The 16,471-nt window shown below is 37.7% G+C and carries 17 protein-coding genes; 7 read left to right on the top strand and 10 right to left on the bottom strand.

Annotated features, from left to right (window positions below; translation table 11 throughout):
- Positions 1 to 87 precede the first annotated feature (87 nt).
- Positions 88 to 465 carry a hypothetical protein gene (locus ACIQXI_RS04265; protein WP_402921948.1) on the top strand — a complete coding sequence of 126 codons (378 nt, stop codon included), beginning with the start codon at positions 88 to 90 and terminating at the stop codon, positions 463 to 465.
- Between the two features lie 411 nt (positions 466 to 876).
- Here the strand turns inward: ACIQXI_RS04265 and ACIQXI_RS04260 are convergent, their stop codons facing one another.
- Positions 877 to 2,610: an ABC transporter ATP-binding protein gene (locus ACIQXI_RS04260; RefSeq protein WP_402921947.1), complete on the bottom strand. Its 1,734-nt coding sequence runs from the start codon at positions 2,608 to 2,610 to the stop codon at positions 877 to 879.
- Entirely contained in the window at positions 2,607 to 4,349 is a 1,743-nt protein-coding gene (locus ACIQXI_RS04255) for an ABC transporter ATP-binding protein (protein ID WP_402921946.1), read from the bottom strand. The genes ACIQXI_RS04260 and ACIQXI_RS04255 overlap by 4 nt, the downstream gene beginning before the upstream one ends.
- 587 nt (positions 4,350 to 4,936) lie before the next feature.
- Here ACIQXI_RS04255 and crcB (ACIQXI_RS04250) point away from each other — a divergent pair.
- From crcB (ACIQXI_RS04250) to thiD, 5 genes are all read left to right on the top strand, one after another.
- Complete coding sequence (gene crcB, locus ACIQXI_RS04250) at positions 4,937 to 5,299, top strand: fluoride efflux transporter CrcB (protein ID WP_402921945.1); 363 nt, start codon at positions 4,937 to 4,939, stop codon at positions 5,297 to 5,299.
- Positions 5,296 to 5,628: a fluoride efflux transporter CrcB gene (gene crcB, locus ACIQXI_RS04245; protein WP_402921943.1), complete on the top strand. Its 333-nt coding sequence runs from the start codon at positions 5,296 to 5,298 to the stop codon at positions 5,626 to 5,628. Before crcB (ACIQXI_RS04250) ends, crcB (ACIQXI_RS04245) begins: the two co-directional genes overlap by 4 nt.
- Positions 5,629 to 5,648: 20 nt before the next feature.
- On the top strand, positions 5,649 to 5,996 hold the full coding sequence (locus ACIQXI_RS04240) for a hypothetical protein (protein WP_402921941.1): 348 nt from the start codon (positions 5,649 to 5,651) through the stop codon (positions 5,994 to 5,996).
- A gap of 185 nt (positions 5,997 to 6,181) precedes the next feature.
- Entirely contained in the window at positions 6,182 to 7,390 is a 1,209-nt protein-coding gene (locus tag ACIQXI_RS04235; protein WP_402921940.1) for a DUF418 domain-containing protein, read from the top strand.
- Positions 7,391 to 7,534: 144 nt separating this feature from the next.
- Positions 7,535 to 8,353: a bifunctional hydroxymethylpyrimidine kinase/phosphomethylpyrimidine kinase gene (gene thiD, locus ACIQXI_RS04230; RefSeq protein ID WP_402921939.1), complete on the top strand. Its 819-nt coding sequence runs from the start codon at positions 7,535 to 7,537 to the stop codon at positions 8,351 to 8,353.
- Positions 8,354 to 8,430: 77 nt separating this feature from the next.
- Here the strand turns inward: thiD and ACIQXI_RS04225 are convergent, their stop codons facing one another.
- The 8 genes from ACIQXI_RS04225 to ACIQXI_RS04190 all read right to left on the bottom strand — a co-directional run bounded on the left by ACIQXI_RS04225 (position 8,431) and on the right by ACIQXI_RS04190 (position 14,936).
- The gene (locus tag ACIQXI_RS04225; RefSeq protein ID WP_402921937.1) at positions 8,431 to 8,754 is read right to left on the bottom strand and encodes an antibiotic biosynthesis monooxygenase family protein; all 324 of its coding nucleotides are present in this window, start codon (positions 8,752 to 8,754) and stop codon (positions 8,431 to 8,433) included.
- A gap of 61 nt (positions 8,755 to 8,815) precedes the next feature.
- Positions 8,816 to 10,003, bottom strand: coding sequence for an MFS transporter (locus ACIQXI_RS04220; RefSeq protein ID WP_402921935.1), 1,188 nt, complete (start codon positions 10,001 to 10,003; stop codon positions 8,816 to 8,818).
- 114 nt (positions 10,004 to 10,117) lie between these two features.
- Entirely contained in the window at positions 10,118 to 10,570 is a 453-nt protein-coding gene (locus ACIQXI_RS04215) for a VOC family protein (protein WP_402921933.1), read from the bottom strand.
- Between the two features lie 205 nt (positions 10,571 to 10,775).
- Positions 10,776 to 11,645 carry a metal ABC transporter permease gene (locus ACIQXI_RS04210; RefSeq protein WP_402921931.1) on the bottom strand — a complete coding sequence of 290 codons (870 nt, stop codon included), beginning with the start codon at positions 11,643 to 11,645 and terminating at the stop codon, positions 10,776 to 10,778.
- Positions 11,642 to 12,514: a metal ABC transporter permease gene (locus ACIQXI_RS04205; RefSeq protein ID WP_402921929.1), complete on the bottom strand. Its 873-nt coding sequence runs from the start codon at positions 12,512 to 12,514 to the stop codon at positions 11,642 to 11,644. Before ACIQXI_RS04205 ends, ACIQXI_RS04210 begins: the two co-directional genes overlap by 4 nt.
- Positions 12,508 to 13,257 carry a metal ABC transporter ATP-binding protein gene (locus tag ACIQXI_RS04200; RefSeq protein WP_402921927.1) on the bottom strand — a complete coding sequence of 250 codons (750 nt, stop codon included), beginning with the start codon at positions 13,255 to 13,257 and terminating at the stop codon, positions 12,508 to 12,510. Before ACIQXI_RS04200 ends, ACIQXI_RS04205 begins: the two co-directional genes overlap by 7 nt.
- 8 nt (positions 13,258 to 13,265) lie before the next feature.
- On the bottom strand, positions 13,266 to 14,180 hold the full coding sequence (locus ACIQXI_RS04195; protein WP_402921925.1) for a metal ABC transporter solute-binding protein, Zn/Mn family: 915 nt from the start codon (positions 14,178 to 14,180) through the stop codon (positions 13,266 to 13,268).
- A gap of 609 nt (positions 14,181 to 14,789) precedes the next feature.
- Positions 14,790 to 14,936, bottom strand: a complete 147-nt coding sequence (locus ACIQXI_RS04190) for a hypothetical protein (RefSeq protein ID WP_402921923.1) — start codon at positions 14,934 to 14,936, stop codon at positions 14,790 to 14,792.
- Between the two features lie 360 nt (positions 14,937 to 15,296).
- On the opposite strand from ACIQXI_RS04190, the gene ACIQXI_RS04185 reads away from it, so the two are divergent.
- The gene (locus tag ACIQXI_RS04185; protein WP_402921922.1) at positions 15,297 to 16,322 is read left to right on the top strand and encodes an S-layer homology domain-containing protein; all 1,026 of its coding nucleotides are present in this window, start codon (positions 15,297 to 15,299) and stop codon (positions 16,320 to 16,322) included.
- The last annotated feature ends 149 nt before the right edge of the window (positions 16,323 to 16,471 follow it).

Below are 16,471 nucleotides of genomic sequence, written 5' to 3'. Positions count from 1 at the left end.
CGCATGAGTGGACAGACATCATTTTCATTTGACAAGAATAGACTATAGTAGCTAGCTAAATCACTTTCAGGAAAGGGGTTGTTTACAATGGGAGCAAAATGGATAAAGATTTCAATTCTTTATTTAATGTTGGTTTTCGCTTTTGGCCTATTTATGCATTATACTGTTGAACTTCAGTGGAAGGCGACACATGCTCATATTGGTGTTGTAGGTTGGCTAACTACGGGCTTCATAGGTTTAGTTTATTCCATTTTTAAAGATGCCGCAGAGACCGGGCTCGCAAAAGCTCAGTTTTGGCTTTACAATATTGGATTACCATTCCTTTTAGTTGGGATGATGATGGTTTATATCGATGTACCACGTTGGCTATTTGAGCTTTTCGTTTCGGGTGGCGGTATCGCCGTTGCACTTTCTGTCCTACTATTCTTTGTTAATGTTTTTCAAAATGTGAAAAGTTCTTCTTAGCGAAAAGAGAAAAAGTGTTAGATTGACTGCCATCAATCTAACACTTTTTTGCTATGTAGCTATTAAACATTAACAATTAATCTAACGCTCACCTATGAAGGCAATGAGCATAATTGGAAAATAATAAAAGCAAGCAATTAAAATAAGACCGGCTATAGAAAATAATGCGGATAACTTTCACTTTTTACCAAGCATCATTTCCTCCTCCTTATTCATTTTTCTTACTTTTGCATTTATATAGATTATATCAAAAAATAATCGTTTCCTATCACCTGAAGGTAGTTACATATGACACAACCTTAGAAGGGAATCACCATTCCATTAATACAAATTAGCAACAGTAGTTATCAAAAATGATATAAAAAAAATAATTAAAGCCCCACTAAACAAAGTGGGGCTGCGTCCTTATTGTTATTGTAATGAGTTCGCTTGCATTTGATACATTTTTTCGTAAATGCCACCTTGTGCTAACAACTCATCGTGCGTTCCACGCTCCACAATTTCTCCACGATCCAAAACAAGAATACGGTCTGCATTTTTAATCGTTGATAGACGGTGAGCAATGATAAATGTTGTGCGTCCTTTTTTCAAAACATCCATCGCATGCTGAATAATTTCTTCCGTCTCCGTATCGATATTGGATGTCGCTTCATCTAATATTAAAATAGCCGGATCAAATGCTAGTGCACGTGCAAACGAAATGAGTTGGCGCTGACCAGAAGATAATGTACTTCCTTTTTCGATTACTGGTTCATCATAGCCATTTGGTAAGTTTGCTAACACTCGATCCCCACCCACTGCTTTTAAGGAATCTTCAACTTTTTGACGAGAAATTTTCGGATTATTTAAGCTTACATTGGAAGCAATGGTTCCTGTAAATAAATACGGGTCCTGTAAGACAATTCCCATATGCTCACGCATTGATTGACGAGCAACCGAAGTAATATCGATGCCATCAATCGAAATTTTGCCTTTTGATGGATCATAGAAGCGGAATAATAAATTCATAATTGAACTTTTCCCCGATCCCGTATGACCTACAAGGGCAATGGTTTCCCCTTGGTGTGCTTCAAAAGATAGGTTTTTCAATACATAGTCATCATTTTTATAAGCAAAGGAAACATCTTCAAAGACAACATTTCCTTTGTATCTTGGTAGACTTACTTCCGATACGGGCTCTCCGTCTATGTCTAATACTTCAAACACGCGCTTCCCTGCAATCAGCGAACGTTCAAGTTGTGAAAATTGATTAACTATGTTGGTAATCGGATTAAAAAGTTTCGTTAAAAAATCAACAAAAGCATATAGCGTCCCTGCTGACACAATTTGCGTTGTCGTCATCGATTGCGTCCCAAAATAATAAATAAAAATAGTGAACATGATAAGCCTTAACGTATTCACCAAGTTAAAAGAAGTAGCTGAATCAAGCACTAATAGTTTACGCTCATACGCGTAGTGCTCATTATTCATATCATCGAATTCTTTCGTCATTTGTTGCTCGCGTCGAAATGCTTGAATAATCGTCATGCCTTGAATAGACTCATTAATCATGGCATTAATATCCGCAATTTTCGTACGAATGACATCATTGTATTTCGAAGCAAATTTACGATATAAAATCATCCACACATAAATGATAGGCACCATCACTAAAGCTAAACAAGCCATTTGCCAATTTAAAAAGAACAGTGCCATATATACACCAACAATGGAGATGATACTTGTCACGAAATTCGAAAGCACCTGTACATATAAATTACGTACTGCCTCGGTATCGTTCGTAACGCGTGCCACAATTTTCCCTGCTGGTAAGTTATCAAAATATTGAATGGGCAATGTTTGAATATGCTCAAATACATCTTTCCGTAATTTTTGTACGACGCGATTGGCGCCCATTTGTAAATAAATATACATAAAATAACGTAAGACCGCTGTTGCAATTGCCAAAATAAAATAGATGAGTAATAGCCATGTAATCGGCTTAATCTCAATATGACCTATCGTCATATAATGGTCGATGATATATTTGGCAATAAAAGGCCCTACCAGCTCCGTAAATACGGCAATAGTTAAGAAAAATAATCCTAAAAATATTGGTTTTTTAAAATACATTGCATAGCGTGTTAAGCGTTGACTCGTACTCATGAGGCACCCCCTTCTAGCTGCTGACGGTCGAATTGCTCTTTATACCAGCCTTGTTGTGAAAGGAGCTGTTCATGTGTTCCTTGTTCTACTATTTGTCCTTCATCCAACACAATAATGATATTGGCATGTTGAATGCCTGATAAACGATGGGTCGTAATAATCGTCGTTCGATCCTGTCGCTCACGCTGAATATTTTCAATAATTTTCGCCTCTGTTTTGGCATCTACAGCTGAAAGCGAATCATCCAGTATTAAAATTTCAGGGTCTTTAATTAATGCCCGCGCAATGGACACACGTTGCTTTTGACCACCTGAAAGTGATACACCTTTCTCTCCAACAAGTGTTTCAAGCCCCATTGGGAGATGCGCTAAATCTTTTTCAAAGTACGCTGCACGAATGGCTTGTTTGAGCTCTTCTTCAGTGGCATCTTCTTTGCCGAATAAAATATTTTCTCGGATTGTCCGTGAGAATAGCACATGATCCTGAGGCACATACCCAATCCAATCGAGTAACTGTTCCTTTGTTTGTGCCGTTATATCGATGCCATCAATAGACAATTGCCCCTTGCCAATCGGATACTCACGTAGTAATTGACGTAAAAAAGTCGTCTTACCAGCTCCTGTTTTACCAACAATACCAAGTGTTTGCCCTTTTTTGAGAGACAGTGATATACGCTCTAAATTTTTCACCTGACTCATCGGATACTGGAAGGATAAATCGTCGAAGCCAATAGCATGTGGAATTGCTACCTCTTGTGTTGATACGCTATTTTGCACATCCGCTTTATAGCGTAATGTTTCTTGTACGCGGTCTAATGAGGCATTGCCCTGCTGCATGACATTAATCAGTTCACCAATAGCAAAGATTGGCCACACTGCTAAACCTAAATAGACAGTGAACGTGACGAGCTGCCCTAGCGTCATCGCCTCAGTCGATACTAAATGTGCACCGTAACCGAGTGCCACAACATAACTAATCCCTGTACCTACTTTGGTAATTGGCCCAAATAAAGCATTGATTTTTGTTGTATGCATATTTTTTTCATAGACAACTTCACTCATTGCTGCAAATGTGGCTTCATCTTTTTTCTCTTGCACATAAGCCCGTACAACCCGAACACCTGCTACAGACTCAAGGACACTATCATTTAATTCGCCAAAGGCATCCTGTGCCTTCATATAACGTTCATGCACAATTTTCCCCAAATACTGAATAAGAATAGCCATAATGGGTACTGGCAACATGGCAAAAAACGTTAACTTCCATGAAATCATATAGCCCATCGCAAAAATAATGCAGCCCATATAAATAGTCGAATCAATCAGTGTCATAATACCAAAGCCAGCTGTTAGTGATACAGCATTTAAATCGTTTGTCGCACGAGCCATTAAATCACCTGTGCGATTTTTTTCATAAAAGGTCGGCGTCATGCGTAAAAAATGTTGCATTAAATTACGACGCAAAATCTTCTCTAAGTTAATGGCACCTTCAAATAAACGGAATTGCCATACAAAATTTAATACATAGCCGCCCACGATAATACCGCCAAAAATCAGCAAATATTTCACTAATATAGCTGTCGTCATAGAACCAGCTGTTAATATATCAATTATCGATCCCAATAAATAGGGTGGAATAACTTCCAACCCACTTGCAATCATTAATAGCACAATTGCTACCGTATATTGCTTCCAATATTGCTTAAAAAACCAGCTTAATTTACTTAAAACATCAAACATGTATCATAACCTTCTTTCTTTCCTGCGTTAAATCTTCGCTACCCACTATCTAGCAATTCTTTATTGAAAATTAATTTCCTTGTGATATTTCGCATACGACATACACTCCTTTTTATGTTTCACTACAAATTTTTTGCAATAAAAAAAGACACATCCCCTCAAAAGAGCATGCGTCTCTTATAAAAGGTAAGGTGTGCCCATACCTCATTGCATTAAAAATAACAACGTTAGACATGGACAATGTATGCAGCTGTGCTTTGGTATTGTACTGGTAAAATCATCATTGTCATGCCCTCCTTGTTTATTTTGTATAGTGTTACTGAAGATTATCACATTATTGAAATAATTGTCAACATTCTAACTGTTATTTTTTATTATTTTTAGGTAATAATTAGCACTTTAAAGTAATGAAGTATATCTAGTAATGCGTGTCACATTACATTTCTTTGAATACTGGTCGAATAGCTACCATCCTGCTTTCGTCCTTGATACAATAGAAGAACTGTAGTGAATCTCGGACTTTCTTAAAGTATGCTGATCGCTAACTCTCACATTATTGTCTTAAAAGATAAAGGAGTCTTGGAAATTTGAAATTATTTTTTGCTATTGGTGTAGGGGGATTTTTTGGTGCTATTTCCCGCTATGGTCTTAGTGTGTTACTGCCAAATACAACGAACTTCCCTACTACAACACTTATTATCAACTTACTTGGATGCTTTTGTTTAGCATACCTTTTTACGATTTTTACCAAGCGCACACCACTCGTAGTTTGCATAGGAACAGGTTTTCTAGGTGCTTTCACAACCTTTTCTACCTTTTCTATCGAGACGCTTCTTCTCATTGACAATAGTCAATGGGTACAGGCATTCAGCTATTGTTTTATGAGCGTTGTTGGTGGTGTAGCTTGCGCCTGGCTTGGCGCTAAGCTAGCAAGGAGGCCTGTACAATGATACTAGTCGGTATTGGTGGATTTATTGGTGCCTTAACGAGATTTTACTTAGGGAAATGGATTGTCAGTTCATATCCATGGGCTACCTTTTTTATTAACATTACAGGCTCTTTTGCTCTAGGACTGCTCTATGGTAGCCATCCAAGTGATGCGCTGTGGCATTTCTTAGGGATCGGTTTTTTAGGTGCTTACACTACTTTTTCAACCTTTGGCTTTGAAACGCTCCAACTAATGGAAAAGAACAAATGGGGGCAAGCATTAAGTTATATTTGTAGTACAGTATTCATTGGATTACTTTTTGCTGCACTAGGTCTTTTCGTACTATCTTAACTTAAATAAGAGGTGATTTTTTGACTCAACAACCAAATGACCAGCTCCAAACGTTGGAGGCTGAGATAGAACATACCTTATATAGATTAATTGATTTACAACAAGATGAAGCCTATCAAGAAATGACAACTTGTTTTGCACAATTACTTGCCAAAGTACAAGCAGCTCAATTAATTGATACCAAACTTGATGTACTTGTAGAGCCACAAGCCTATGCTACGGAAACTTGTATTTTACTTGAAAGTTTACTAGAAGCAAAAAATAGACCGAATAAAAGACAACAACTTTTAACACATCGAATGATATTAAAAATATGGCTACGGAAAAATCGACACTTTCTTAACAACCTGTTACCACAAATGTTTTAAGCACCTTAAAGAGGTGCTTTTTTCTATATAAAATGCACTTTTGCATACTAAAAAAATCACATTTTCTCTATTTCAATGCATCAAAATATTCATTTTTGATGCAACCTTCCTTTCCTATCATCGTTTATTATTGCGAGAGCTAAATGATAATCATTACGCTCTACAATGTTACGTGAGGTGTTTTAATGGAGAGAATAAAATTACTTGATGTGGCTAGAGGACTGGCCATAATTGGCACACTGGGAACGAATATTTGGATTTTTGGCTTTGCTGACTATTCCAGTGAGGGAGTAGATGAAGCCGATTTTTCAGTTATTAGTTCATACATAACCAAGTTTTCTGATTATTTAACAAACGGTAAATTCCTTGGGCTTTTAACAATCATGTTTGGTATTGGCATGCAATTGAAATATACTAGTTTCCAAAATAGAGGTCTACCTTGGTTTCGACTTTATTTATGGTCCATGATTTTACTTTTTATTGATGGTTTTCTTCATTATATTTTTGTCTTTGAGTTTGATGTATTAATGAGCTATTCGTTAACAGCTATTGTCGTAGCGTTTATTATTCAACGCTCTGAGCGATTTATGAAAATTTGTATGTATTGTGCGGTAGCTATCCATCTTTTCCACCAAGTCGTGGAAGGTTTTCTATTGGACAAGTTCATGTCTTCTCAACTTGGACGAACATTATTTCCAAATAGCCCGTATGCCACTTTTAGTGCTAATCGCAGCAGTCTCACTGAACAAGCATTATTAGTTCGTCAAGAAAATCAATTATTTGAAATATCCGGTTTATCATGGTGGGAACAAGTCATTTACCGGCTGGAGCATTTTTGGATATTACGCTCTGAAGCTATTATGATCTTACCAATGAATGTTTTCTTATTTTTACTTGGCGTCTTCCTCGTACGAAAAGGTTTATTAAAAATGGATGCAGTCGGTATCCGGCTTCAGAATCGCTTACTATGGATTGGGCTCGGCCTTGGCATCCCATTAAACGCTCTATCGCTATTTATCGCCCAATTCGTCATTTTGGACCGCTATGTTTTCGCTCCTATCTTATCCTTAGGCTATCTCGGCCTTGTCTTTTTAGTCGCTCGCCATCAAAAGTTCATGAAAACCCAACAATATATAAGTAATGTCGGGAAAATGGCTCTTACATGCTATATCGCTCAAAATATCGTAGCATCCGTTCTATTCTATAATTGGGGTCTCGGCCTTTCCAAACATGCTGACCAACTAATGATCCATGCATCTTGGCTAGGCATAACATTATTTATGATTATATTTTCTACATTATGGTTACGAAAATATAACCAAGGTCCTGTCGAAAAGATTTGGCGTAAACTTGGCAATATCCCCGTGAAACGCTATCAACAAAATCTATCATAAAGCGAAACTGACATTATAAAAACGCTGCTTTCTGGCTCTTTCAAAAAAGCGACAATTATTATTAAAATAAAATAATATTTAAATATTTTTTAATCTAATAATAATCAGAAAGCTTAACGCAACAAGAAGAGGAGTACATTTACGATGAAAAAAGCATGCACAATCGCTGGTTCCGCCGCACGTGGTGGAGCTGGCATTCAAGCAGATTTAAAAACTTTTCAAGAACTAGGAGTATACTGCACCTCCGCTATTACAGCCTTTGTCGCAACACACCCCATTACAAAACAAGGCGTTTATACACAATCGCTAGAAGTACTTGAAGCACAACTCTATACAATCGCTTCGCAAATTGGTATGGATGCGTTAAAAACAGGTATGCTATTTACAAGAGAGATTATCGAACTTGTAGCGCACTGGCTCCCTACTGCCCATATTAAACATATCGTTATCGACCCTGTGATGTTTGGCAAAGTGGGCACGGCACTAATGGAGGAAGGAGCTATGGCTTCTTTAAAAGACCAGCTGTTGCCACAAGCAACGATTATGACGCCAAATATGCCCGAGGCTGAGTATTTGCTTGGCGGTAGAGGCTTAACGACAGTGCAAGATTTACAAGATGCTGCCCGTGATTTACATAAGCTCGGTACACAATATGTACTTGTGAAAGGCGGTCGTCTTGAAGGTCCTGCAACGGATGTATTATATGATGGTGCACACATGCTAACTGTAGAAGCGCCACGCATTGAGACAATCCATACAAATGGTGCTGGTTGTTCGTACTCTGCCGCTATTACGGCAGGTTTAGCACAAGGTCTTCGTGTTGAGGATGCTGTCATCCAGGCTAAAAAATTTGTGACAGCAGGTATCCGACGTGCCATTCCGTTTGAAGCGGTTGCTGGTGCAATTGACCATCGTGCATATAAAGAAGTTGGTGAAAATAGCATTACGATTACTAAATATTAGCATCAAATGGCTTTTTACTAATAGAAAATCCGTGTAGCCTTTTTGCAGGTACACGGATTTTCTAGCTTTCTATCGTTTTACTGTGCAGTGCTATCCTCTTTAAAAGAATAGCTACGCAACACTTGGCATATTTCTACCTGATAATGACTGTACCATGTTTCCTTTCCCAATTGTTGTGCAACAGTATGCTTCGTATTGTCTCTCCACTTTTGGATTGCTTCGAGCGATTCCCAGTAAGATACCGTAATTCCTTGCCCCTCTTGGTTTCTTGAACTCTCAACACGCAGAAAACCCGGTTGCTGTTTAGCTAAAACTTCCATTGCATCTGCCATTTTGGCATAGCCTTCGTTGTCGTCATCCGTGCGCTGTGATGTGAAAATGACTGCATAATAACTATTCATTGCATGTTCCTCCTTTTACTAAGTGCCAGGCACTCAAACAATTACGAATTTTCAAATTACATTATTGCGCATGCATCACGACATTCTTTTTCTTCGAGAAAAATAAAAATGATACGGTTAAGCTTAAACTAATAATGCCAAAAACGAGCCCCATGCCATTTAAGCCAATGAAATCAAGCATCATGCCTGTTGATAGCAGAACGACTTGGAAGACAACAGAATCAATCATATTGCGGAATGAAAAGAAACGGCCATAATACTCTTTTGGCACTTGTTTTTGAAAAATCACCATCGTTGTTGGGAAAAAACAACCGACAGAAAAACCAAATAGTCCAAATGTTAGTAACGCAAAGAACGTATTATCTGCCAGCAGTAACATCAGTTCCATTAACCCAATGATAAATGCTAGGCCGAACAATAATGTCCCTATTTGTACTCGCTCAGCAATATATTTTAGCCCCGCCGCCCCTAACATAAAACCTATTCCTTCAACTGTATACAATAAACCAGAAATAGTTGTAGACTGATGCATTTCTGATATTTTCATAATGACTAAATTAAAAGAGCCTAAAAACAATGTTGGGATGAGCATGAGTACTAGTGTCATTAATACAACCGGATGCTCTTTTAGCATTGGCAGTACTTCCTTAAATTTGCCTTTAGCTTTATCTTGAACAGCCACACTAACTGTTTCATCAAGTTTTAAAGCACTTGTTATAAAATACATAATGATGTAAACGATTAGCGAAATTATGTATAACCATTTCAACTCAAAATAACTTAACATCAAACCTGCTGCCGCTGTGCCGACAATTCTAGAAATCGTGCGAGCATTCATTTGCCATGCATTCAATGTAATTAAATCTTGATCTTTCACGACCATTGGAATAATCGACTGTAAGGCAGGCATATAAAAAGCTGCCGCAATTTGCAATGTAATTAAAAATAGTATCATCCAAATGACTGAATTGGTATATAGTGCGATAAACATAAAAAATACGCTAATAATGCGACCTACACTGGCAAATTGAATAACCGTTTTTTTCTTTGATTGATCAATTAAACGTCCTGCGAGTGGTGCTACAACAAGACCGGCTAAAATACCAATTGAAATAATTAATGATTTATAGAAATCAGACGGCACAACCTCTTGCATAAATGCTAAATTGCCGATAATCCCTGCCCATAAACCAAGACCTACTACAAACTCCCCTAATAAAATTATCCAGACGTTACGATTTCTCCACATGCTGTGTCTCCTTGTTGTCCTAGTTTAAATTTTAATAACACCCATAGTAACAAAATTTACAATATTCGTACATATAAAATTACAACTTATTCTATATGTCAACGTCTTCTTGTTTTAAGCTGTGGTCCAATCATTCAAAGACATCATCGGAAATTCTTTATCAACATCGAGTTGAATTGGCGATATCAGTTCAATTGAATTGCCATCAGGATCTGCAAAATAAATGGCTGCATGTGCATAAGGATAATTTGGTAAAACAAGTGGTTGTTGCGCTGGTGAATAGCCAAAAGCTGTTCGTACTTCAATGTCGATGGATTGCAGCCACTCTTTCACTTGCAATAAGTCTTCTTCATCAATTCTGAAAGCGATATGGCGGATAGAAGGATGATAGTCTAATAGGACTTCCTTACTTTCCCATAGCCCTAGCGAACTTTCCCCTTTCACAATCCAGAAAAAAGCCAATTGATTTTGCTTATACGCTAACTCAAGTCCTAGCTTTTGATAAAACAGAACGGACTTTTGTAAATCGCTTACTGGCAAATGTGCTTCATACAATCCCTTTATCATGCTAATCCTCCTTTTGAACACTGTCAAAAGTATACTATTTTTATCGAAAGTGGAAATCATGCAAAAGGATGAATTGTGCCATGAATATAAAGGTCTTTTAACTTCACTTAACTATTTAACAAAGTTAACTACAAAACAAAATAAAGAGATGAGGTTTTTTTGATCCTCATCTCTTTATGCCTCTTTTTCAAATCAACCCAACATGTTATAAACCTTCTAATTTCCCGACGAGCGATTTTCGTTTATGATGGACGAGCTTTTGAGCGAATAATGTCACGATAAATAGAATGCCGACCGCAGTGGCCATCATGCCTGCAATCGAAGTGTCCCAAAGTTTCGCCAAATAATAGCCGATAATCGCCGATGCCCCTCCATATAACATACTCAATAGGAACATTTGTTTAATTGATTTACTAATTAGATTAGCCGTTGCAGCAGGTCCAATTAACATTGCGACGACTAAAATTGCCCCAACACTATCAAATGCTGCAACAGTTGTAAAGGAAATAGACGTCATAAAAGCATAATGCAAAAATAGTATTGGCACACCAATCGACGCCGCATAAACGGCATCAAACGTTGCAAGTTTCATTTCTTTAAAGAAGATTACGCAAAACGCGATATTTATCAATAATACGAGTGCTAATATCCAAACGGCTTTCGGCATAGTAATCGACAAAAAAGTCCATTTATCCCAAGGAACAAATGCAATTTCGCCCATTAAAATATGTTCAACATCTAAGTGCACATGGCTAGCAAACAATGTGATTAGCAGAACGCCAGCAGCAAATAAAGTCGTAAAAACAACACCAATTGCAGCATCTTGCTGTATACCCGAAGTATGGAGTAATTGTACTAAATACGCGGTTAAAATCCCGGCAACTGCGGCACCTACTAACATCCAAAAGCCATTTAATGTTTGCGTGACAATGAAGGCCATAACAATTCCGAATAATACTGTATGGCTTATGGCATCAGCAATCATTGACATCTTACGCAATATTAAAAAAACACCAGCCATTCCACACGTAATACCTACCAATAGCCCCGTGATAATAACCCATAATTCAATCATATAATCTCACCTTGCTTGCGGAACTGTTTTTTTCTAAGAAACTTATTAATTTGCCCCGTTGGACTAATTAAGTAGGATATAAAGAAAATAGCAGCCGCTACTAATACAATTAATGGCCCTGTCGATAAGCCGGATCGCGTGGCACTGACAAAGGTTCCAACAATGCCTGATAAACCACCTATTGCAGCACTAAGGACAAGCATGGAACTTAGCTTTGTCGTCCATAATCTCGCGCTGACAGCCGGAATAATCAACAATGCTGACATTAAAATAACGCCGACTGATTGGATGCCCGTTACAATCGTCATAACAATTAAGACAGTTAATGTCGCTTTCAATGCTTCAATTGGCAAACCAATTCCTTTAGCGTATACCGGATCAAAAATTAGCAGCTTCCATTCTTTATAAAACAATAAACTCACTAAAATGATTATGGTTGCACTAATCAATAGCCATGTTAAGTCCGCTTTAGTCATCGTTGCAGCTTTACCAAAAATAAAATTATTAAGGCCACTTTGATTACCTAACGGACTATGATTGACAACGGTCAAAAATACGACGCCTATTCCAAAAAATACGGTAAGCACCAACCCAATTGCAGCGTCTGCCTTCATTTTAGAAAATGACACAATCCATTGGATACAATAGACAGACAAAGCTGATGTAATACCTGCCCCTAGCATTAAGATAGGTAAATCCTTTTGTCCTGTTAATAAAAATGCTAAGGCAATACCAGGCAATGCTGCATGTGCTGCAGCATCACCCACTAAACTTTGTTTTTGAAGAAAAGAGAACGTACCAGTCATACCAGCTGCAACCCCAAGCAGCATCGTACCCATTAATACCCACAGTAAGTTACCACTTAGCATACGACTTCCGCTCCTATCGTCTCTTGCACCATAAAGAGTTTTCCACCATATGTCTTTTGCAGCTGTTCTGGGGTAAAAACATCTTCGGTATTCCCTGATGCTAAAATCGTTTTATTTAACAAAATAGTATAATCAAAATAGTCTTTTACAGTTTGTAAATCATGATGCACGACAAAAATACTTTTTCCCTGGGCCCTTAAGCTTTTTAAAATATCGATAATCGTTTTTTCTGTTGCGGCATCCACTCCGGCAAATGGTTCATCTAAAAAATATATATTGGCATTCTGTGCTAGAGCTCTCGCTAAAAACACACGCTGTTGTTGGCCTCCGGATAATTGTCCGATGGAACGCTCCGCAAAATCTTGCATGCCGACACTTTCCAATGCCTGCCTTGCTAACATTTTATCTTGTTTAGAAGGCCGTTTAAATAACCCTGTATGTCCATAGCGCCCCATTAATACAATATCGAGTGCATTCGTTGGGAAATCCCAATCAACTGCATTTCGTTGAGGTACATAACCAACAACTAAACTTTTTGGATCAAATAATTTGCCCAATATTTCTACTTTGCCAACCTTATTTGGTAATTGATTTAATATCGCTTTTAAAAACGTCGATTTGCCCGCCCCATTAGGCCCTATAATTGCTGCTAATCGGCCTGTCGGCACTGTCACGTTGGCATTTTCTAATACGGTTTTCTTATCATAAGCAACCGATAAATTTTCAACTGTTAAAGCATTCATTTTCCCACCTACTTCAATGCATCGACAATGGTGTCGATGTTATGTTGATACATCCCAACGTATGTGCCTTCTTCTGTCCCCTCAGCACCCATGGCATCTGAGAATAATTCCCCTCCAATGACAACATCATGTCCTTTTTGTTTTGCCCCTTCGATAACAGCTTTCATCGCTTTATCCGATACGCTAGACTCCACAAAAATAGCTTTGATTTTGTTGTCTACTAGAAAGTCAACCATCTCCTGTACATCTTTCACACCGTATTCAGCCTCTGTACTTAGTCCTTGTAAACCGCGAACTTCAAAACCTTGGCTTTCACCAAAATAGTTAAATGCATCGTGTGCCGTTACTAAAATGCGTTGTTTATCAGGAATTTCACTAATTCGCTTAGTCGCATATGTTTGTAATTCGTCTAATTTTTTTAAGTAAGCTGTTTCATTGGCTTTAAAGTCATCTTTAAAGTCTGGATATTCTTCCACAAGTGTTTTCGCTACCGCATCGACAACTTGCTTCCATAGATCAATGTTAAACCAAATATGCGGATCATGTAGTAGCCCCTCATCTTCACTATCGAGTAGCTTTGTTTTATCTAACTTATCACCAACGGCTAGCACGGTTTTATCTTTTGACATTTGATCAAAAATATCGAGCATTTGCCCTTCTAATTGTAAACCGTTATAAAAAATTACCTCAGCGCTTTCTAATTTTGATAAATCACTTTGTGTTGCCTTGTATAAATGAGGATCTACACCTGGCCCCATTAAAGCCGAAACAGTTAAATGCTCACCGCCAATTTCTTTAATGACATCAGCAATATGCCCTGTTGTTGCTACAACGACTCCTTCCTTTTTGCCAGTTGCATCATTTTCTGCACTACAACCGACAAGGAACATCATGAACATTACTACACCTAAAAAACGTTTCATTACTATTACCGTTGTCAAAACCTTATAAAACATTTTAGCGTTTCGTCTACTTCTTGCTTTACTGTGTCCGCTTGAGCGTATAGCTATTATTCCAAACAGCCAAAGCCAAATTTGGATTCAATAACGCCAACAAATTAGTCGAATCATCGTTTGACGACTATTTAAAACGTACTTGGTAGCCCGCTAATCTTTTCAGCTGTCAGAAAATTTTAGCCACGATATATTATGGAAGAAGGGTTAACACTTAACTGTTTTCATCAAATTGCTTGCAACTATGGGTATTTGCGTTTGAATTATTACAGCTTTTGTTGCCCATTAGTTTGTCACAGTTGTCTATCATTTTCCATCCACTAAAGTGACTGAAGAAGGTTTCATTCTTCCTCAAAGTCTTTCTAGATGATGTGATAAGCGGGTCAGTGTTAATGGACGTGGAAGTAAACGTATGACTTTTATCGTTTTATAATGTTGCGTGTTTTGATAAAACGGCTTCCTCCTTACTCTTTTTATAATTTACAAGAAATGCTTCGCTGCAACTTGCGGAAACATTTCTCGTATTTCCCTAAAGTAAATAATGTGTTTTTCGATTGTTGTTGGCTCAAAGGCAGTCATTTAATTATTGATCATGTATTTCTTCATAAGCTGTTTCCAGCCCATCCAAAAAACAATAATTGAGATGGCTACGCCAACAGATTGGGTCATTTTCCATAACATCGTCAGAAACACTAGAATTCCTAGTGGAAGAATTGTTAGTTTCAAATCATCTAACTCTTTCATACACTCACTCTTCTTTCTTTTGCGATATTTTGTTTCCCTTAGGAAAAATATATGCTTAACATAAAGAAATTTCAACTGTTTTATAAAAATTTCTTTTAAAAATTTTTTTTCTCCTACATGTTGCGCTTTCGCCTACACAAAAAGCACCTTCAATATTTGTCTAAAATTCTACAAATATTGAAGATGCTTATTTCGTTACTTGTGATAAAGATTGGGGATCACCTATAACTTCCATCTATCGAAACGGACTAATCATTTCCACTAATAATAAAGGTAATATTTGCAGTTTCCATCTATATCCTGCAAACTAAATAGTACACTAGCTAGAAAGGAAGTATGATAATGAAACAATTAGTTTACCTGTTATTGCTTTCATTACTGGTCGTTGCTGGAAATATTAAAGTGGAAGCAGCTGGTTTTAAAGATGTACCCGAAGATCATTATGCTTATGAGGCAGTTTTGTGGGCAGAGGAATATGCTATTATCGACGGCTACGCAGACGGCACCTTCAAGCCTAATGCCATTATTACCGAGCAACAATTTGCCAAGTTACTTGCTAATTATTATGAGTTAGAATCTCCCTATGATGAGTTAAAAAAGCAGACTCCTGCCGCTAACTGGGCAGATGATTATTACAACCGCCTTGCAAGTTATGGTGTCCCGCTTAACGGATATTTACATAATCAAATCCGAGCGGCTGCAATAAAACGCGGTGTTGTTGCACAGGCCATTACTCACCTTGCTGAGGGCAAACGTGGTCTAAATGATTCCATTCAATTTTTACTTGATTCTTACATTTCCACTGGTCAAAATGAGCAGTATGAAAATCGTGACTTACAAAAGTTTTTCGGAGTGGCAAACAATATGACACGTGCGCAAGTTGTGACATTGCTGCACCGTATGGACTCGAGAAATTTTTACACAATCTCTGATGATGCACAATCCATTTATGAAAACCAGAGTAATGCTTCTTTAAATGCACGAGCTATAAATGCTCAGCACCAGCTCGATAAATCGATGCAGCAAGGGATAGCAACGAAAAGTATTTGGGAAGGCACCTATACGTATTATTACAAATGGGGCAAAGGAGCGAATGACTTTAATCGCCGCGACGCCATTATTTCCAATGCAACCACCAAAACTTTTGATATTTCTATAACAGCCAATGATGGACAACAGTCAGGGAGTGTTGATGGGAAGGCTACGATGACATCTAGCACGAAAGCTGTAATGAATCAATCAGTCAATGGGAATCGTTGTGTGTTGGAATTTGAGCAATTAAAAAATGCCTTAAAAATCATTGAGGTCGATTGCCGCTCTGAGCATGATGAAGGAACGAATTTCTCAGGTACATTAAAAAAGCAATAAAGCTATAAGTCACCTTTGTGGTTGATAGTGTAAACGAATTACTCCAAAAAATATTCGCTGCACAAAGGGCGATAAAATAATGATGGGGTTTATGTGGATAAGTGAATAAAAATTAAAGAGAGAACTAATAATAGTTCTCTCTTTATGGA

The sequence above is a fragment of the Lysinibacillus sp. NPDC097195 genome (assembly GCF_044762075.1).
GTDB lineage: Bacteria > Bacillota > Bacilli > Bacillales_A > Planococcaceae > Lysinibacillus.
This window is presented reverse-complemented; position numbering and strand designations above follow the sequence as displayed.